19 protein-coding genes are annotated in these 18,302 nt (G+C 39.4%); 7 read left to right on the top strand and 12 right to left on the bottom strand.

What is annotated here, in order from left to right; all coding sequences use genetic code 11:
- Positions 1-247: 247 nt before the first annotated feature.
- The 5 genes from FFU37_RS06090 to FFU37_RS06070 form a co-directional block, all read right to left on the bottom strand.
- Entirely contained in the window at positions 248-721 is a 474-nt protein-coding gene (locus FFU37_RS06090) for a YehS family protein (protein ID WP_002960721.1), read from the bottom strand.
- A gap of 117 nt (positions 722-838) precedes the next feature.
- The gene (locus FFU37_RS06085; RefSeq protein ID WP_138488992.1) at positions 839-2,083 is read right to left on the bottom strand and encodes a lipoprotein-releasing ABC transporter permease subunit; all 1,245 of its coding nucleotides are present in this window, start codon (positions 2,081-2,083) and stop codon (positions 839-841) included.
- Entirely contained in the window at positions 2,073-2,771 is a 699-nt protein-coding gene (gene lolD / locus FFU37_RS06080; RefSeq protein WP_007375330.1) for a lipoprotein-releasing ABC transporter ATP-binding protein LolD, read from the bottom strand. Before lolD ends, FFU37_RS06085 begins: the two co-directional genes overlap by 11 nt.
- Positions 2,764-3,981, bottom strand: coding sequence for a lipoprotein-releasing ABC transporter permease subunit (locus FFU37_RS06075; protein ID WP_138488991.1), 1,218 nt, complete (start codon positions 3,979-3,981; stop codon positions 2,764-2,766). The genes lolD and FFU37_RS06075 overlap by 8 nt, the downstream gene beginning before the upstream one ends.
- Before the next feature lie 147 nt (positions 3,982-4,128).
- A complete protein-coding gene (locus FFU37_RS06070) occupies positions 4,129-5,001 on the bottom strand; it encodes a LysR substrate-binding domain-containing protein (protein ID WP_175413920.1) in 873 nt (290 codons plus the stop codon).
- 134 nt (positions 5,002-5,135) lie between these two features.
- Here FFU37_RS06070 and FFU37_RS06065 point away from each other — a divergent pair, with 134 nt between their 5' ends.
- Positions 5,136-6,257 (top strand): S-(hydroxymethyl)glutathione dehydrogenase/class III alcohol dehydrogenase, encoded by a 1,122-nt coding sequence (locus FFU37_RS06065; RefSeq protein ID WP_002960732.1) that lies wholly within the window; start codon positions 5,136-5,138, stop codon positions 6,255-6,257.
- A 72-nt stretch (positions 6,258-6,329) separates the two neighbouring features.
- Positions 6,330-7,172, top strand: a complete 843-nt coding sequence (gene fghA, locus FFU37_RS06060; protein ID WP_138488989.1) for an S-formylglutathione hydrolase — start codon at positions 6,330-6,332, stop codon at positions 7,170-7,172.
- Here the strand turns inward: fghA and FFU37_RS06055 are convergent.
- Entirely contained in the window at positions 7,126-7,500 is a 375-nt protein-coding gene (locus FFU37_RS06055) for a hypothetical protein (RefSeq protein WP_138490008.1), read from the bottom strand. The two genes, fghA and FFU37_RS06055, sit on opposite strands and share 47 nt — an antisense overlap.
- 75 nt (positions 7,501-7,575) lie before the next feature.
- Positions 7,576-7,800, bottom strand: a complete 225-nt coding sequence (locus FFU37_RS06050) for a hypothetical protein (protein ID WP_239022715.1) — start codon at positions 7,798-7,800, stop codon at positions 7,576-7,578.
- A gap of 213 nt (positions 7,801-8,013) precedes the next feature.
- On the opposite strand from FFU37_RS06050, the gene FFU37_RS06045 reads away from it, so the two are divergent.
- Positions 8,014-8,430: an MgtC/SapB family protein gene (locus tag FFU37_RS06045; RefSeq protein WP_002960738.1), complete on the top strand. Its 417-nt coding sequence runs from the start codon at positions 8,014-8,016 to the stop codon at positions 8,428-8,430.
- A 149-nt stretch (positions 8,431-8,579) separates the two neighbouring features.
- Positions 8,580-9,764, top strand: a complete 1,185-nt coding sequence (locus FFU37_RS06040; protein WP_138488988.1) for an acetyltransferase domain-containing protein — start codon at positions 8,580-8,582, stop codon at positions 9,762-9,764.
- A gap of 62 nt (positions 9,765-9,826) precedes the next feature.
- On the opposite strand, the gene FFU37_RS06035 is transcribed toward FFU37_RS06040, so the two are convergent.
- Together FFU37_RS06035 and FFU37_RS06030 are read right to left on the bottom strand one after the other, a co-directional pair.
- The gene (locus FFU37_RS06035) at positions 9,827-10,852 is read right to left on the bottom strand and encodes an energy transducer TonB (RefSeq protein WP_138488987.1); all 1,026 of its coding nucleotides are present in this window, start codon (positions 10,850-10,852) and stop codon (positions 9,827-9,829) included.
- A gap of 181 nt (positions 10,853-11,033) precedes the next feature.
- Positions 11,034-12,941, bottom strand: a complete 1,908-nt coding sequence (locus tag FFU37_RS06030) for a beta-ketoacyl synthase (RefSeq protein WP_096792990.1) — start codon at positions 12,939-12,941, stop codon at positions 11,034-11,036.
- 126 nt (positions 12,942-13,067) lie between these two features.
- Between FFU37_RS06030 and FFU37_RS06025 the strand changes: the two genes are divergently transcribed.
- Positions 13,068-14,078 carry a GlxA family transcriptional regulator gene (locus FFU37_RS06025; protein ID WP_138488986.1) on the top strand — a complete coding sequence of 337 codons (1,011 nt, stop codon included), beginning with the start codon at positions 13,068-13,070 and terminating at the stop codon, positions 14,076-14,078.
- 61 nt (positions 14,079-14,139) lie between these two features.
- Positions 14,140-14,499 (top strand): hypothetical protein, encoded by a 360-nt coding sequence (locus FFU37_RS06020; RefSeq protein WP_033021333.1) that lies wholly within the window; start codon positions 14,140-14,142, stop codon positions 14,497-14,499.
- Between the two features lie 106 nt (positions 14,500-14,605).
- Here FFU37_RS06020 and FFU37_RS06015 read toward each other — a convergent pair whose 3' ends face one another.
- Genes FFU37_RS06015 through FFU37_RS06005 form a run of 3 tightly spaced genes read right to left on the bottom strand, consistent with a single transcriptional unit; the run spans position 14,606 to position 17,638 of the window.
- Positions 14,606-15,118 carry an MgtC/SapB family protein gene (locus tag FFU37_RS06015; RefSeq protein ID WP_002960746.1) on the bottom strand — a complete coding sequence of 171 codons (513 nt, stop codon included), beginning with the start codon at positions 15,116-15,118 and terminating at the stop codon, positions 14,606-14,608.
- An 8-nt stretch (positions 15,119-15,126) separates the two neighbouring features.
- Positions 15,127-16,239 carry a GNAT family N-acetyltransferase/peptidase C39 family protein gene (locus tag FFU37_RS06010; protein WP_138488985.1) on the bottom strand — a complete coding sequence of 371 codons (1,113 nt, stop codon included), beginning with the start codon at positions 16,237-16,239 and terminating at the stop codon, positions 15,127-15,129.
- Positions 16,240-16,243: 4 nt separating this feature from the next.
- Positions 16,244-17,638, bottom strand: coding sequence for a RimK family ATP-grasp domain-containing protein (locus FFU37_RS06005; protein ID WP_138488984.1), 1,395 nt, complete (start codon positions 17,636-17,638; stop codon positions 16,244-16,246).
- Between the two features lie 304 nt (positions 17,639-17,942).
- Here FFU37_RS06005 and FFU37_RS06000 point away from each other — a divergent pair, with 304 nt between their 5' ends.
- Positions 17,943-18,281, top strand: coding sequence for a zinc ribbon domain-containing protein YjdM (locus FFU37_RS06000; protein WP_039490162.1), 339 nt, complete (start codon positions 17,943-17,945; stop codon positions 18,279-18,281).
- Positions 18,282-18,302: the final 21 nt, after the last annotated feature.

The following is an 18,302-nucleotide window of genomic DNA, read 5'->3' as shown; positions in this document are numbered from 1 at the left end:
GAGATATTTAACGCCAGCTGCGTGAATTATTTTTGATTGGAAGTTTGATTTTTATGTATTAAAGATGAATTTAAATTCACAGATTTAAAATTAGAACAGTGCCAAGCGAGTTTTTATATTTTAAAAGGGAATTTTAGAAGTATTTGGTTAGGTATGGGTTTGTTTAAAAATATAACAATTAATGGGCTTTATACTGCATTGCGCTCGCAAAAAACCCATTAACTAAAAGCTAATTAGCTAAAACCAGTTACTCAGCAGACTCTTCTGGGCGGTGCTGCTTTTGTACGCCGGTTAAAAACAAGCGTAATATTTGATCGTTACAAACACGGTAATGTTTGTTATCTACTTTTCGAGAAAATGCGCTTAACTCATGTTTACTTAAATCAAAATCAACAAGTGCAAGTGTTGCTATAACATCTTCTGCTTTCATATTTAAAGCAATACGTAGCTTCATAAAGATAATATTGTTGTTTAGCTTTTTCTCTGGCTCTGGTTGCTCACCTTCGCGCTTGCCACGTTGGGTATTAATAAACCCATTTAAAAAGCTAGCAAACTCAGTATCACTTATTGGGGTAAAAGCCTCTTCACCTTCTTTAGTTAACCATGCAATTACTTGCTCTTTGGTGACCGTATGCTCTGCTGATGCAAAAACATTGACCATAGCAGTATCAGTTAAGTTAAAAGTGTAGCGAATGCGGCGTAAAATATCGTTATTAGTCAAAGTAAATCCCAAAGTGAGGTATAGCAACCAAGCAGTTATTGCTTAATTTTAAATAAGCGCCTAGTTTAACAGGTTTACTAATACCACCCTATTAATTTTTATCTGAGCTTCTTATACCTAGTTACCAAGCACCTTGGCAGGATCTACACGCGTTGCTTGCCATGCAGGATAAATAGTGGCAAGTATCGCAAGCACAAACGTAACAATCACTGTAATACCAATGTCTTCAAGTACTAATTTACTTGGTAAAAACTCTATAAAATAAACGCCCTCAAGTGGATTGGCTCCAAATAATTGGCTTATCCACGTAAAAAGCTCACTTATATTAAGCGCTAATACCACACCAATTAGTGTTCCTAGTGCCACGCCTACAAATGCTTGCATTAAGCCTTGCATTACAAAGGTGGCTAAAATAGTACTGTCTTTCGCGCCCATGGTTTTTAAAATCGCGATATTGCCTTGTTTTTCGCGTACTTCCATCACTAAGGACGATACAATATTAAAACTGGCTACCGCTATAATTAAAAACACCACAATATAAACAATGGTACGTACCATTTGAATATCTTGATAAAGGCTACCTTGGGTTCTAAACCAACTAGAAACATACACGTAGTCGTCAATAGTTTGCCCTACTTTTAGCGCTATTTGGTGCGCCGAAAACACATCATCAACACTTAAACGCAGCCCTGTTACTTGGGTTTCATCGTAACCCAATGTTTGCTGTGCTTTGTTAAGATGTATAAATGCAGCGGTACTATCAATCGGTCCGCCCATTTCTATAACACCTGCAAGGTTAAGTGTTACGCGTTTAGGCGCTAATAATGATTGACCTTTTTGACTAATTTGCGGAATAAGTAATGTAATGTTATCGCCTACTTTTGCATCTAACTGTTTTACTATTTGCTTACCTAAAATTACATCGTCAAGGCCTAACTGACTCACTAATTTACCACTGGTAAACTGGTTTACCGCCGATACATTACTCTCGAACGATGGCTCAACACCTCGAATTTCTATCGCTTTTAGCTGGCTTTTATATTGCGCCATTCCGTTAACGGCAATAAATGGCGCAGCCCCTGTTACATGCGGTTGTGTTTGTAAATCCTCAACCTTTTGTGACCAATTCGCAATGGGTCTACTTGGTGCTACATATTCAACCTGCGGCACAACACTTAGCAATCTATGTACTAGTTGCTGCTCAAAACCATTAATTACCGACAGCGCCACAATTAAAACCGCGACACCTAATAAAATACCAATAGTCGACGCTTTAGCGATAAAACTAACAAAGCCGTTTTTTTCATCTTTGTGGCCTGAATAGGCTCTAAAACGTTTACTTAAAAATGCACTAAGCAACATGCTGCGACTCTTTAATAGCTAGTTTTCCATCGTCTAAATAAGCTATTTTGCCTAGCTTATCGGCAAGTTCTAAATCGTGTGTAACTACCACAAAACTCGTGTTTAAGCTTTGGTTAAGCTCATTAATTAAATCGTAAATTTTAATCGCATTTTGTTTATCTAAATTACCGGTTGGTTCATCAGCAAGCACAAGCGCAGGTTTTGTAACCAATGCACGGGCAATTGCCACGCGTTGGCGCTCTCCACCAGAAAGCGCAGACGGTTTATGCGAGCTGCGATGTGCAAGGCCTACTTTTTCGAGCATGTCGAGCGCTTGAGCTTTGGCTTCTTTTGCACTCAAGCCTTTAATTAATAATGGCATAGCCACGTTTTCAACTGCGCTAAACTCCATTAATAAATGATGAAATTGATAGATAAAGCCCAAGTTTTGGTTTCTAAATGCGGCTTGCTCTGTTCGCGAAAGTTTTGCAACTTCTTGGTTTTTAATTTTAGCGCTACCTGAGCTTGCGGTATCTAATGTGCCAAGTATGTGTAAAAGCGTACTTTTACCAGAGCCAGAACTCCCCACAATAGCGAGCATTTCACCTTGCTGCAGCGCTAAATCAACGCCTTTTAATACTTCAACTTGGTTGCTGCCATCTTGATAAACCTTACTTAAATTTTCACAACTAATTACTAAATCATTCATAACGTAATACCTCTGCTGGTTTTACTTTTGCGGCTTTACGCGCAGGATATAAGGTAGCTAAAAAGCTCATAGCAATACTGGCAAACGCTATTATTACTAAACTCAAAATATCAAATTTAACCGGAAGCTCTATACCCGCCAATAAGTTTAAGCCCACTAATGCAAGTAACTCATTTATGTATAAACTAAATATTACACCTAAAAATGCGCCTATTGCGGTACCAATTACGCCGTTATATAAGCCTTGCACCATAAACACTTTTTGCACTTGCGAAGGTGTTAAACCTAACGTTTGTAGTATGGCCACTTCACCTTGTTTTTCGCTTACCATCATGGTTAATGCCGATACAATATTAAATACAGCCACCAATACAATGAGGGCAAGCAACATAGACATAATGCGCTTTTCCATAGCAACGGCTGCAAATAGAGTACCTTGGGTACTGCGCCAATCACTATAATTATGATCTTGTAAAATACGCTGGCTTGCTTCAATAAACTCATCTAGTTCGAAAGGTTCGTGCAATGAAACACTTAAATTTGGGGCAGTGTTTTTATCCAGCTTTAATACCCGTTGTAGTGAAGCGCCACTTGTAAACGCAAGTGCCATATCTATCTCAGATCCGGTTTCGTATATTGCGGCAACTTTAAATAAACGCTGGCTGGGTACTCGCCCAAGAGGTGTATACGTTGAAGCATTAGGCATAATAACGCGAAGCTTATCACCCACGCTAACGCCTAATTTACGACTCAAATAACGACTTATAGCAATGTTGTAATTTTTGTTTAATACAGTTTTCCAATCGCCTTGCACTATTTTATCGGTAATTTTATACAAAGAACCCCTATCGTTATAAAGGCCTTGTAGTAAAACGCCGTGCAAGTCTTTATTTGTTTGCAAAATAGCTTCGCCGTGGCGATATAAGCTTACATGATCAACATAAGGAGATTGTTCGAGGTCGGTTTTTAGGGTGTTCATTTGGGTGGCAGTGTGTTTACCTGCGCTAACTTCAACATGCGGAATAAGTCCGAGCATATTGGTTTTGAGGCTATTTTCAAACCCGTTCATTACACTGCTTACCGTAAATAATGCCATTAAACCAATAGCGATACCGGCAATAGAAAAAAACGAAATAAACGATATAAACGCATTTCCTTTAGATGAGCGACTATATCTAAGCCCTATAAATAAGCTAACCGGTTGAAACATATTATTTTTAACACTTATCGTAAAAGTATTGAGCAATAGTAGCACGAAAAAAGTGCCTTTGGGTATGGCGTAAAATGTAAGAAATAATTTAAAAATCTGATACTTGGCTATATTTACAGCAATACATGCTTAACCATTAATTCGCTGTTAAGCTTTCAGCCCTTTAACTAAATAATCGAGCAATACCCGTACATTAGTGGCCACAAACTGCCTTGGTGGATATACGCCCCATACCCCTTCTTGCTGTGGTTGATAGGGTGTTAAAATAGGCACCAATTGCCCTGAGTTAATTTCGTTTTCAATGTAGTAGTCTGGGAGCTGTACAATACCAAGCCCCTTTTTTGCGCCATCCACCAGCGCCCAACCACTATTACACTGTAGCCGCCCCGCTATTTTAATGTGTTTATCGCGCCCATTTTCGTTTACGCGCCAATAGCTACTATTCCCAATTAAACATTCATGGCTGTTTAGCTCGCCTAAAGTATGCGGCTCACCAAATCGCGTTAAATACTGTGGTGCCGCGCACATAATAAAGCGCCGCGCACTTAACCTACGCGCTTTTAAGCTCGAATCTTTTAAATGCCCTAACCTTATGGCTAAATCAAATCCGCCCTCTAATAAGTTTTCTTGCTCGTTACTTAGTGTGGCAACAACTTCGACCTCAGGATGATCCTTCATAAAATTATGCACTATGGGCATAATAAAACTCTCTCCGTACATAACGGGTGCTGTGAGCTTTATTTTACCTTTAGGTGTACTTTGTTGTTGAGCAAGACCTTGAGTTGCCTCGTCCATAGCGTGTTGTAAGTGCTTTATTTGATGTAAATACACTTCGCCTTCTTTAGTTAAAACCACTTTACGAGTAGTACGGGTTAAAAGCTGGGTATTTAAACGTTTCTCAAGCGCCGTAACATGGCGGCTAATATGCGCAACCGAAAGCCCAAGCGTTTTTGCAGCCGCAGTAAAGCTGCCCTCCTCCCCCACCGCTATAAACTCATCTATTCCATCCCAACGCGCCATTATTACCATACTGTAAAAGTGTTTTAATAAAATTGAGATTATCATTATTTGAGAAACAAATACAATAAGCACATCACCCAAGCAAATTGGGTCTACAATTATTTTTTAATAGCCAGTTAAAGGAAATAAAACACATGTCTGAATTTATTAAATCAAAAGCGGCGATTGCTTGGGGTCCTAATCAACCACTTAGTGTTGAAGAAGTTGATGTGATGATGCCTAAAAAAGGCGAAGTAATGGTAAAAATTACCGCTACAGGTGTATGTCACACCGATGCATTTACATTATCAGGCCAAGATCCTGAAGGCATATTTCCTGCTATTTTAGGTCACGAAGGCGCTGGTGTTGTCTATGCAGTTGGCGAAGGCGTAACGAGTGTTGAAGTTGGGGATCATGTTATTCCTTTATACACTGCAGAATGTGGCGTATGTAAAATGTGTACTTCAGGTAAAACTAACCTGTGTTCAGCCGTGCGCGAAACACAAGGTAAAGGCCTAATGCCAGACGGCACTACACGCTTTTTTAAAGACGGCCAACCAATTTATCACTACATGGGTACATCAACGTTCTCTGAGTACACTGTATTACCAGAAATTTCACTCGCTAAAGTAAATAAAGAAGCATCACTAGAAGAGATTTGCTTACTCGGCTGTGGTGTAACAACAGGCATGGGCGCAGTTACCAACACAGCTAAAGTAAAGCCTGGCGACACTGTTGCTATATTTGGCCTAGGCGGTATTGGTTTATCTGCGATTATTGGCGCAAAAATGGCTGGTGCAGGTCGTATTATTGGTGTTGATATAAACACCACTAAATTCGATTTAGCTACAAAACTAGGTGCTACTGATTTAATTAACCCAAAAGATTTCGACAAGCCAATTCAAGAAGTTATTGTTGAAATGACAGATGGCGGCGTTGACTACTCGTTTGAATGTATCGGTAATGTTGACGTAATGCGCTCAGCGCTTGAGTGTTGCCACAAAGGTTGGGGTGAGTCAGTAATTATTGGTGTGGCAGGTGCAGGCCAAGAAATATCAACCCGTCCGTTTCAGCTGGTAACTGGGCGTGTATGGCGTGGTAGTGCATTTGGTGGCGTTAAAGGCCGTTCACAACTTCCTGAAATTGTTGAGCGTTACATGGCAGGTGAATTTGCTCTTAGCGACTTTATTACTCACACAATGAGCCTTGAAGATATTAACGAAGCGTTTGATTTAATGCATGAAGGAAAAAGTATTCGTACAGTCATTCATTACTAATAAACTGCATTCGTAAAATAGCTTATTAATAAGCCGTAATACTTTTAAGTTTACGGCTTTTAAGGATTAAGTATGTTAGAAAATATCTCAAGTGTAAAAGTGTCTGGCGGTTGGCATAAGCAATATACTCACAGCTCGCAAAGTACACATTGCACTATGCGCTTTGCCGTATTTTTACCACCTGGCGCAAGTGAAGCAAATAAAGTACCGGTACTTTATTGGTTATCGGGATTAACCTGTACCGACGAAAATTTTATGCAAAAAGCCGGTGCATTTAAAAAAGCAGCAGAGCTGGGCATTGCTATTGTAGCGCCTGACACCAGCCCGCGTGGCGAAAACGTACCCAATGAAGACAGTTACGACTTTGCACAAGGCGCAGGCTTTTACGTAAATGCAACGCAAGCTCCTTACAACACCCATTTTAATATGTACGATTATGTTGTTAGGGAATTACCAGCATTGATTGAACAACATTTTCCAATAACAAGCACAAAAGCAATTAGCGGTCACTCTATGGGCGGGCACGGTGCATTAATGGTTGCACTTAAAAACCCGACTACTTTTGTAAGTGCCTCGGCTTTTAGCCCTATTGTAAATCCGATTGAATGCCCTTGGGGTGTAAAAGCATTTACTGGTTATTTAGGAAATGATAAAGCGCTTTGGAAGCAATACGACAGCTGCGAGCTGATGAAAAACGCAGAGCAAGCTAATTACTTACCCATGTTAGTGAGTCAAGGTGATGCCGATGGTTTTTTACAAGAGCAACTTAAGCCAGAAAACCTAGTCGCTATTGCAGATAAAAAAGGCTACCCGCTTACACTTGAAATGCAAGCAGGCTACGATCATAGCTACTTTTTTATAAGCAGCTTTATTGACCAACACTTATTATTTCATCATCAGTTTTTAACTGCATAGGCTCATTAGTGTGTAGGGATGACTTTTCTACCTCTACACACTCTTTTAGACTTTTAGTGACCTGCCTACATACTTGCGAAGTAGTGCTTTCCCCTTTAACTAGGCTAACAAGAGCCGAATCTATCTTTAATCCCATATCAGTAAAGTTAAATCCGTTTTTATCTGTAGGTACTGGCTCTAGTGGGTTTTTATAAGGTGTTGACTGCGCCGGGCTAATACTATTTTTATCATTACGCGCCTGAGATTGTGCTTGCCCATCAATAATAGCGCCCGCAACTGTACAGCCAGAAAGCCAATAAAAAAACAAAAGTACAATAAGTGTTTTCATCATTCATCCTAAACAAAATATTACCTAAATTGTATACGTTTTTTATTGTAACTCTGTAAAAAAATGTAAGTATTACTACCTAAAATCATTTATAAACTTTCTTGGAACACCCACCAGCTGCAATATAAAAAATGGTGATCCTAAATAACCTAAAATTTTATTAATGGTAGGTTGTAAGTGTTCTGTGAGAAATTCAGGAAATAAAAAAGCAAAAACAGATAACCCAGCGCAAAATAGTAAGGCTGTTTTTTCAAGCTTAGTGGGCGTGCTTAATGTTTTATTTAAAGGCAAGATATTCACATAGCTGTCTTTTAGATATGATAAAAGAATACGGGGCTTTAAAACTCAGGTCAAATTAACTATTGCGTAAAATAGTAATAAAAACATGTAAAAGTTTCCTCAATAATTTTTATTAAACTCAGCTTCCTACAATAAACCATTGATTATTAGTTATTTATGCAATGGCCCACTGTTTGCTTATTATTAACAAAATTAACCCGCATAGGCTCAATAATGGAAATTGATTTACAGTGGAATGAAATCATCGATAACTTAATACATTTAGGTATTGCATACCTACTTGCGCTACCTATGGCTTACGACAGAGAGCGTAGCCATGATGGTGCAGGCCTTCGTACCTTTCCTCTTGTTGCGGTTGCATCGTGTGGGTATGCATTAATAGCTATGTCGGTTTTAGATGGCGCAGAAGCTCAATCTAAAATGTTACAAGGCATCATTACTGGCATTGGTTTTATTGGCGGTGGCGCAATTTTGAAAAATAACAAATCAACCTCCGGTACAGCAACCGCAGCCAGTATTTGGAATATGGGCTTAATTGGTATAGCTGTAGCCTATAGCCGTTACGAAATAGCCATTTTGCTCGCCATTATTAATTTTATAACGCTAAGGTATGTAAAAAAGTTTAAGTGATAATTAGCAGTATTATTACAAGTAATGCGAGCAAATATTGGTCGTATTACGTGTGTATAATCACTGGCAAAATATAAATACACGATTTCAATTTGATACAATATAACATATAATAAATGCAGTTTTAAATCACTCTATATAGCTCTCTTATGTCGATACCTTCAACCGATAACCGCTTACATCATATTGATATATTACGGGGCATTATAATTATATTTATGGTTATTGACCATGGTATGTATTATTGCCTTAATTACTCAGTTACCGATCCGATGACCATTCCAGGGACTGATCCCGTTACCTTTTTTACGCGTTTTGTTTCTCACTTTTGCGCACCACTCTTCGTATTCTTAGCAGGTCTATCTGCGGCTATAACAGAGCATAAATATGTATCCACTAAAGCATTTTCACAAAGCTTGATTATTCGTGGTTTAGTGCTAATTTTGTTTGAATTTACTATTGTTTCGTGGTCTTGGAGCTTTAACCCATTATACCCAATGCTATACGCACAAGTTATTTGGGCTATCGGCTGGGGCTTTGTTATTTTAGGACTGCTGCGTTTCCTGGGCATTTATGCCATTTTTGTAGCAGGCTTATTACTCGTGTTTGGGCATAATTTATTTGATGGAACAAGCTTTGAGCCTAATACATTTGCACATACTGCTTGGTCTATTGCACATCAAAAAAATGTACTTGATCTCCCTTTTGATTTTCAAATTAGAACAACCTACCCAGTTGCCCCCATTGTTGGCTTAATGGCATTGGCATATTGCGCTGGTGTTTATTACAAAGCGCAACAATACAGTAAAAAAGTGATGAATCACGCATTGTTATTAGGGGTTACTTGCCTTGCGCTTTATGGCATTTTACGTGGGTTTAACTTATACGGTGATATGTCACAGTTTGCTATACATACAAGCTCATTACTCACTGTTATGTCGTTTCTAAACCCAACAAAGTATCCGCTTTCGCTGCAGTTTATGCTACTTACAGTAGGCCTTGGACTTATTTCTTTAAAAGCATTAAGTGGTTTAAAAACCGATTTTTCGCATAACTTTTTACAAGTACTGGGTAAAACAAGTATGTTTTCATACCTTGTGCATTTGTATTTATTACATGCTATTGCTTGGTTACTTATACCTATTCTTGGCTTTAATTTTAGCGATATGACCTACGCAGATACTCTCGTTGGTTTGCCTGAAGGTTATGGCATGAGTTACACAGCAACACTTTTATTCATAGCCGTTGTAATAGGGCTAACAACCCTACTCGCTAAGCGATACATTGTTTGGAAGCGAAGCCACAAACATAGCTTAATTGCTAAATATATATAAGTAAAAACACAAACCCCGCATAATATTTGCGGGGTTTTATGTCATTAACCAATACGTAAAACTTATAAAAAGCTATCACCACTTTGCTTTAGCGTAACAGTTTGTGCTTGAGCGCTTTTAATTAATAACCCACAACGCACATCGTTTTGTGAAATTACAATTTTATCAATTGTGCTTATATCGTAATTTACTACTTTGTTCTCGCAGCGTAACTGGACTTTAGTTAGCGGCATTTGCGCTTCAAGCGCTACTTCACTTTTTGACAATAAAGGTAATACCGCCTGCTTAGGCAATAGCTCTATTTGTTGTTTTATATCGCCAGAACTTTTATAAATGTCATTAACTTGAGCTAATAACTGCTCCTTATTTTGCTGTGTAAAAGTGATGGATTCAATATTGCCTAACGCATCTATTGCGTCATAGGCACGTACATAATCTTGTTTTGATATAAACCATTGTAATGCATTTTTTATCACACGCTTTTGAATTTGATCTGGTAGGTTACCTCGAAATAAAAACGCTTCGTTGATGTGCTGATCAAAGCTCTTCCAATCTTGTACAAAATAGCTGTGCTGGCTTTTAAGCCATGCAAGCAAAACAATCTCAACCGTATTTTTCGTATGTTCGTTTTCTAACTCATTAATACGGCTTTTAGCTTCATCGTATTTCTTTTCATCGATTAACTTACTAGCTTGTTCATAATCATTAAAAAAGCCGCGAGACGCTTTGTCATTTGAAAAACCAGCATGTAAATTTTGCGAACTTACAGTAATAGTTTTTGCTACAGGTATAGTCTCGCCATTTAATTTTGCACTTTTGTAGTTGAGCTTAGACACGTAGTCCATTACTTCTCTTTGATACTTTTTTTGACCAGCTGTAGCTACAATTTCGATATCGCTCACTTGGCCGTTTTCATCAACAAGATAACTACTTAAATTAATTCCTTCTAATCGAGACGCACGCGGTGAGGTATTAGTAAGTTGATCGTAATTTTTATTAATCACCTCTGCAGGGACAAAGTCGTCAGCAAACGCAGGGAGTTGAGTAAAAGCAGAAGTAAAAGAAAGCGCTAATATGAGTTTTTTCATCGATTTTATCCATCCTAGATAGTGTTTATATAATAGAAACAAACGATCGATATAAAAGCAAGTGTAAATACAAAAAATTAGTTTATTTAATGAGCTTTACTTAGAAAGAACTTAATAGATAAATATATTTATGGCATTAAAAAAGGCGCTTAAAAAGCGCCTTGCTAACAAGTATGTGTGCTTAAAACATATCTTGATAGGAGTTTGTTGTGCTAAACGTAATTGCTTTTTCAAAGCCTGGTAACTGAATACTTTGCTCGTCTATTACAATGTCGTTGTCGTCAATAAGTCCGTCGCCAAAGCGATAAATAAGCTCATATTGGCCTAAATCTGCTTGCGTTTGATACGTTTTCTGCGAAGCGCTAACCACACTATTTTTCTGTGTGTAACTAGTCATAACATCATCGCCATGGCGCTTAGCAAGCATTTGCATTGTTACTTTTGGTGAAAGTACAGTCGCTGTTGCATTGTTTCCGCCAAAGCCTTTTGAATTTATAAAAGCAATATCCATATCAGCGCACTCGTAATGGCTATTACGAATATCAAGATGGTCGCTATAAACATCATCAGCCACTTTATCAATTGTGGTAATACCCGGCATAATATTATGGCTAAATATGCCTAACGCAATCGCTAACTGGTCACCGCTTGCAGGTGCAATAGTATGGCCAACATACGCTTTTGGCGCTGTTACTTTCCAGTTATCTATAGCAAACGTTTGCGCTACTTTATGATAAATCAAAGACTCTGTTACACGGTTTTGCGGTGTACTAGAACCATGGGCTAAAATAAAGCTACGCTCTTGCAGTGCTTCTTTACCTAATAAGCTGCTAGCAAGTGCGGCTGATTTTGCCATTGTAATATAGTTACCAGGGCCAGGTGATGTAATCGACTTTTTAACGCCATCTGCATTTACAAACACATCCGGTACGCTGCCCATAATATCAGCGCCCAACTCAAGGGCTAAAGCATCATCCATTAAAATAGCAACTTGCGCGCCCTCACCTAATGTAAAGCCACAGTTATCGCCAAATGGGCGGCTGCTATTACGGTAATCTGGTTCTTCATCATTTGATAAGTTATCTAAACGGCGCAAACCTTCAACGTTTGCAAGTGCGCTCATGTTACCAAAGCCTTCTACAACTTCTGGTGTAATAGCACACTCAACACTTGCGACAACCGCAACGCGTGTACGCCCTGCTTGTATGTCATTAACCGCTGCACGTAAATTATATAAAAACGTTGCACATGCGCCTGAGGTCGAAAACGTAGTCCCTACATTGCCCGTAACATAGGCATTAATAAAATCGGTAGACATTGTATTTAAGCCCAGTGCTAACTGCTTAGTGCTAACACGGTCGCCTTGTTGGCGCGCCTTTACTAAACCACCTAGGCCTTTGTCGTCCATTTGGCCAATTACCGATGCTGAATAGGTACCAATTTTATCTGGCTCTACGCTATTCATAATATGCTGCCAATCAAGCCCTGTTGATTTAATCGCATCGGTAGCTGCAAAAATAGTAGCTTGCAAACCACGAGGCTGATAGCGGCTGTTATACATAACAGACGGATCAAACCCAGTCGGAAATTGCCCAGCAGATTTAATTGGGTTATCGCGTGTTGAGTCGTGCTTTACGTCTAAGTCAGCTGCAATAGTTACTTTAACTTTTTTGCCTTCAAGCTCTTCAACTTGCCAGCTAGCTGGAACAGGTGCAGGTAAGTCGCGAGCACGCGTTTCAAACACAATTGCGTTATCGCTTGATGCGGTTAGTGTCATTTTTTGCTGCCACGGTGTGGCATCGGCATCAAAGTGTTCTTTTTCAATTTTACGAATAAGTGTACCAGCAATAATTTGCTCACCAAAGCGTGCTTCTATGTCGCTTTGCTCAACATTATTACCTTGTGTATCTTGTAATTGGCCGTTTACAACGCTTACTAGATTCATCAGTGTGGCGAGGCCTAAAAATGTTTCACTGCGATCTTGAGCATTTAAACTATCTAACACGATACGGCGATAACCTTGATGAAAAGAAGTACGGCCAGCGGCGTTAATGCCACCCATGCCTACTATAACGGGTAATGCTGTCATAATTTACCTTTTAGAAACGTGTTATAAGGAGAAGAGGCAGTTTAAATGGATTATGCACCACGCATTGTGCTTTAATAGCCAAATATTCAGCACAAAAGGCCAAAAGGTACTGGTCGGAGCATTTATATGACTGATAAACACACTAATCCACCACTAAACATTGCTATAGCGGTATATCCGCATTTGTTAGTGACTAGTTTAACGCTGCCTATAGAAATGCTAAGAGCCGGCGAGGCCTTTGCTAAAGGGCATCTTGATAAGCAAAGCTTTAGGCCACTTGCTATAAATTTAGTGGCTAAAAGTGCTGAATCTATACCCACCCGCGCAGGCCTTGCTATAAATCCTGATTGCATAACAACTAACGCGCCCTACAGCGATTTGATTATAGTGCCGGGTATTTGGCGAAATCCGCGCCCTGTAGTACGTACAAATCAAGAAATAGTTGATTGGCTAAGTGAAAGCTTTAGCGCAGGCAGCCATATAATTGGTGTAGGTACTGGCAACTGTTTATTAGCAGAGGCTGGCTTACTTGATGGCCACCCTGCTACCACCCATTGGCATTACGCCAAACAATTTAGCCATGACTACCCGCAGGTACGCTTAAAGCCCGACTTTTTTATAACCCAGTCAGAGCGAATGTATACGGTGGCCAGTCTTAATGCCCTTGCAGATGTGATCGTACATATTATTAGCCAATACTACACAAAAGCTGCCGCGCAGCATGTAGAGCGTAATTTTTCGCACGAAATACGTAAACCCTACGAAGATCAACGCTACTTAGAAGGTGCAGTAGACCGCCACCCCGATGAGCTAATTGCGCAAATTCAGTTTTGGCTAAAAACAAATTTAGCCACCGAGCTAAACTTGCAAGAAGTTGCTGCCCAATTTAGCTTAAGCTATCGTACTTTTACCCGCCGTTTTAGAGCCGCCACTAACCAAAGCCCAATTGAGTATTGGCAACAATTACGCGTAGAAGGTGCGAAAGAGTTATTAGCATCATCAAATTTATCAATTCAAGAAGTGGCTTTAGAAGTGGGATATAACGACCAAGGTCATTTAACCCGCGTGTTCAAAAAAGTATTAAGCCAAACGCCTAGTGGTTATAGAAAAGTAGTTAGACGAAAGTTATTTGGATAACCTACAGGTTGATTTGCTATATTTGAAGCAGGATAAATTTAAATAAAGGATCTATTTAACAATGAATAACCCAGGAAAAACAGTAGAATGCCCGTCTTGCCAAGCCGAATTTTTAGAAAGTAGAGCGTATAAGCTCGACTATGAATACCTACGTGAGTACTGCTATTGTCCCTCTTGTAATAAAAAGTTAACAGTAGAGCTTAAAGGCCCGTCTATAAGAAAATTTCACTACATAACAGCAGCTGTAGGAATTTGCACTTATTTAATAGTCTGGTTTTTAATAAACCAATTAGTGTTGCAAACAACTTTTTTTGGAAACTTTAATCCCAGCTCTTTACTTGCGATATTAATAGCTGTGTTTGCTACCTCAAAATATAGACTTAATAACTTCCCATATATTGCTTTAAAAGTAGAAGCATAGAGCCTTATGCAACTAAAACCATTCGTAGAAAACTTAACACCCAAACACAGCTTTCCACCTAAAGTAGTGATCTCTATTTGGTACTCATAAACGAAAAACGCCACTTTTAGTGGCGTTCAGATTCGTTAAATTCTTTTCGATAATAGCGTTTTTGATAGTTTTTTACTTTAGTGTGTACGCCTTTGCTTAAGCTTTTAAATTTAGCTTCGAGTACGTCTACACCGTATAAAATACCCACCACCAGAACAGAGAGTTTAATAGCTGCGCCTAAGTTTTCGGTCGCTATCATAACGCCTATTGATGCAAGCACCCAGATGGTTGCAGCAGAGGTTACGCCAACTACCGCACCATCTTTTGCGAGCATAACGCCTGCCCCTAAAAAGCCAATACCTGTAATTATTTGCCCCACTACACGAGAATGATCTATTACATCCCCTTGTAAATTAAACGCAGTGGATAAAAACAAATACGTGCCCAGCGTTATTAGGGCTGATGTACGAATGCCTACAGGTTTGCCGCGCAACTGGCGCTCTATACCAATAATAGCACCGCAAAAAGCCGCAGTACCAATAGCTGCCCACGAATACGGGGCTACATCAATTAAATCTAAAAAAGTCACTGTTAACCTTATATTTTATTAGCTATAGCCACCGCCGTTCTTAAACGTTGGCTACCAAACGCTGACATTTTACTAAAATCACTTCGTGCAATAGGTACATATTGGCAATCTATTGCGAGCTGTTTATCGTTTCCAGGCTCACAAAATGGATCGTGAACATACACGCAGTGCTCATCAAGGTGCGTAACACACACCCAGTGTGGCGATTTTTTACCATCAAAACTGTATGTACTAATTAATAACAGCACACTAAAGCCTTTACTTAACCACTGCTCAATATGTTCAAGCTCTACATCTTTATACGTAAGCGGTATATTTGCCTGTGCAATACCATCTACAAATTGCTGATGCACTGTGGCAAGTACCACTTTTTTGTTTTCGTTGCGTACGCCATCTAAAAACAAAGGCTCTGTGGTATTCACCATTACTTCGCTTATAAAACCACGCTTATTAGCCGCAAGTGCCAAACCAAACGGATGGCAACCACCATGGCCCGATGTCATAAAAATGGTGGTACCTTCACGCCAAAGTGCCAGCTCATGTGATTGAGTTAGCTCAGTTGTTGGCTCAAGTGCACCCATTGCCATTAATAGCGCAGCAGGTCCGCACGTAAACTCAGTAGTTTGCTGATACCACGGCGTTAAACGCGCCACTTTTAACTCACTCGTTTGTCGAATGTTTTTTTGCATTCGTAGTGCGTCACTGTGGTCGTCGTAATAATCGCTGTATTGACCAAACACTCTGTAACCTAAGCTTTTATAAAGCCCTATCGCACCTTCGTTATTTACAGCCACTTCTAAACGAAGGTAAATACGCCCACGCTCACACGTTTCTTTTTCAAGGCTAGTAAGTAGTGCTTTTGCAATCCCCTTACCTTGCATTGTGGGTAAAACAGCAAGCGAATATAAACGCGCTAAACGCGTCCCTTTATGGCACCACACTAACCCGTAACCGCATAGTTGCTCGCCACTTTGGGCAACGAGTAAAATGCCGTGCTTAGCACTAAGCCAGCGCTTTAAACTGCGCGGGCTCAATTTATCGTTATTAAAGCAAGCATTTTCAACGTCAATCAGTGCATTTAAATCACTGCTAAACGCCTTTCGAATAACAAGGTTGCTCATGTTATTACCCACGACCTCGTGCTTCTAAGCGTTGTTTAAACTCATCCATAATGATCATGTATAGCTCGTCGCATAAATAGCCGTCTTCTACTTTGTGATCAATACTTGGGTTGTCGTTTACTTCAAGTACATATGCTTTGCCTTGATGCTCTTTAACATCTACGCCATATAAACCCCTACCCACTGTTTTACAGGCTTTTAATGCTGCATCTAATACCGCTTTTGGTAACTCAAAGGTTGGTAATGTTTCAAAGCCACCAGAGAAAAAACGTTTAGCATCGTGGTTATAAATTTGCCAATGGTTACGCGCCATTAAATAGCGGCATGCATAAATTGCACGGCCATTTAACACACCCACTCGCCAATCGTATTCGGTATACATGTATTCTTGTGCAAGCACTAATGCGCTATATTCAAACAGCTCTGTAAGCTTAGCTGCTAGCTCATCACGGTTTGATACTTTAAACACACCTTTTGAGAACGACCCTTCAGGCATTTTTAAAACAAGCGGATACGTAAACGCTTCTTCTAATTGCTCAAGCGTTTCATTTGCTTGATCAGCCACTACAACCGTTTTTAAACTTGGCACTTTTTGATAATTAAATGCATCGTGTAAATACACTTTATTACAACAACGTAAAATAGACTCAGCATCGTCAATAACCACTAAACCCAGGCTTTGCGCTTTGCTTGCAAGGCGGTACGTTGGGTGGTCAATCGCTGTAGTTTGGCGAATAAATAACGCATCAAACTGGGCAATATTGTCAATTTCGTCAAAGCTTAATGCTTGTGCATAAATACCGTGTTTAGCCGCTGCTTTAATAAAACGTGCAATGGCGTCTTTATCACTCGGTGGTACTTTTTCGTTATGATCAACAAGTATTGCCATGTCCCATCTAAAACGACGTTGCACCGAACTAATACGCCACTGTGTTTTAGTAAAGTTATCTAGCTTGGCTACAAATTCGCTGTACTGCTGCTCGTTTAAAGACGACATCGAGCCTTGTTGCAATAATCCTTGTTCATCAACAAATAAAATAGGCGCTGGGTATTGTTTAAATACCGACTTTGCCGCTTTTGATTGTAAATCGTTTTGGGCATTACCAAAGTAAAGTGTGCCGTCTATTTGACCCACATTTAACATAGCTGCTTGGCCACTACGAAGAGCATTAATGGTTTTTACACTGGGTAAAACTTGGTGCTTGCGCGCCTCTGCAAGTAATGAGCAATAGTAACCTTTGCTCAAGTATTGGCTTGAGTCGCACAGATTAATAATGCGTGTTTTTGGTTCGTTATGTTTTGGGTAATCACGTAAGTAGGTATTAAACGTAATTACATTTTCGAACGATTGAGCAAGCGTTTGCTCGTTGTTATCAACCACAATTAAGGTTTTAAACACGACTTTTCCTAGTTAAGTCAAAATATAAAAAGCATGCTTAGTAAAATACTAAGCATTATAAATAGAAACACCCATCGTACTAAGTGGGCATTGCGCGAATCACTTAATATGATGGGTGCTTTAACAGGTACCTACTGTACGAGTTAGCGCTTAAATTGCTTAAGCGACATGTGCTTTATATGCCCTTTTTTAAAAACGCACAAACGAGATATTTTTAGCGTGAAGATGAAAAATATTGATTAACTATATTTTCCTATAAATGCAGATTAAAATACGCAAAACAATACCTTATGAGAGTTTAAAAATGTCGCTGCCTGCTTGCCCAAAATGCCAATGTGAATATGTTTACGAGGACCAACAACTGCTTATTTGCCCCGAGTGCGCCCATGAGTGGAACCCAAATAATACAAACGATGAAGACGCTATTTTAGTTAAAGATGCCAACGGCACATTACTTAATGATGGCGATAAAGTGACAGTAGCCAAAGATTTAAAAATTAAAGGCAGCTCGCAAGTAATTAAAATTGGCACCAAAGCGGTAGTTAGAAGAGTGCTTGATAAAAAAGATCACGAGCTTGATTGTAAAGTAGAAGGCATTGGCGAAATGATGGTAACAGCGAAGTTTGTGAAAAAAGCTAATTGAGTTAGCCTCCCTATAACCGAG

The sequence above is a fragment of the Pseudoalteromonas distincta genome (assembly GCF_005877035.1).
Classification (GTDB): domain Bacteria; phylum Pseudomonadota; class Gammaproteobacteria; order Enterobacterales; family Alteromonadaceae; genus Pseudoalteromonas; species Pseudoalteromonas distincta.
The sequence above is the reverse complement of the archived record's forward strand: the minus strand, read 5'-3'. Positions and strand labels throughout refer to the sequence as shown.

Bases quoted from the DNA above. Each gene is read 5' to 3' on its own strand.
- FFU37_RS06085 (WP_138488992.1), bottom strand. From the start codon at position 2,083: ATGTTGCTTAGTGCATTTTTAAGTAAACGTTTTAGAGCCTATTCAGGC.
- lolD (WP_007375330.1), bottom strand. From the start codon at position 2,771: ATGAATGATTTAGTAATTAGTTGTGAAAATTTAAGTAAGGTTTATCAA.
- FFU37_RS06075 (WP_138488991.1), bottom strand. From the start codon at position 3,981: ATGTTTCAACCGGTTAGCTTATTTATAGGGCTTAGATATAGTCGCTCA.
- FFU37_RS06070 (WP_175413920.1), bottom strand. From the start codon at position 5,001: ATGGCGCGTTGGGATGGAATAGATGAGTTTATAGCGGTGGGGGAGGAG.
- FFU37_RS06065 (WP_002960732.1), top strand. From the start codon at position 5,136: ATGTCTGAATTTATTAAATCAAAAGCGGCGATTGCTTGGGGTCCTAAT.
- fghA (WP_138488989.1), top strand. From the start codon at position 6,330: ATGTTAGAAAATATCTCAAGTGTAAAAGTGTCTGGCGGTTGGCATAAG.
- FFU37_RS06055 (WP_138490008.1), bottom strand. From the start codon at position 7,500: ATGAAAACACTTATTGTACTTTTGTTTTTTTATTGGCTTTCTGGCTGT.
- FFU37_RS06045 (WP_002960738.1), top strand. From the start codon at position 8,014: ATGGAAATTGATTTACAGTGGAATGAAATCATCGATAACTTAATACAT.
- FFU37_RS06040 (WP_138488988.1), top strand. From the start codon at position 8,580: ATGTCGATACCTTCAACCGATAACCGCTTACATCATATTGATATATTA.
- FFU37_RS06035 (WP_138488987.1), bottom strand. From the start codon at position 10,852: ATGAAAAAACTCATATTAGCGCTTTCTTTTACTTCTGCTTTTACTCAA.
- FFU37_RS06030 (WP_096792990.1), bottom strand. From the start codon at position 12,941: ATGACAGCATTACCCGTTATAGTAGGCATGGGTGGCATTAACGCCGCT.
- FFU37_RS06025 (WP_138488986.1), top strand. From the start codon at position 13,068: ATGACTGATAAACACACTAATCCACCACTAAACATTGCTATAGCGGTA.
- FFU37_RS06020 (WP_033021333.1), top strand. From the start codon at position 14,140: ATGAATAACCCAGGAAAAACAGTAGAATGCCCGTCTTGCCAAGCCGAA.
- FFU37_RS06010 (WP_138488985.1), bottom strand. From the start codon at position 16,239: ATGAGCAACCTTGTTATTCGAAAGGCGTTTAGCAGTGATTTAAATGCA.
- FFU37_RS06000 (WP_039490162.1), top strand. From the start codon at position 17,943: ATGTCGCTGCCTGCTTGCCCAAAATGCCAATGTGAATATGTTTACGAG.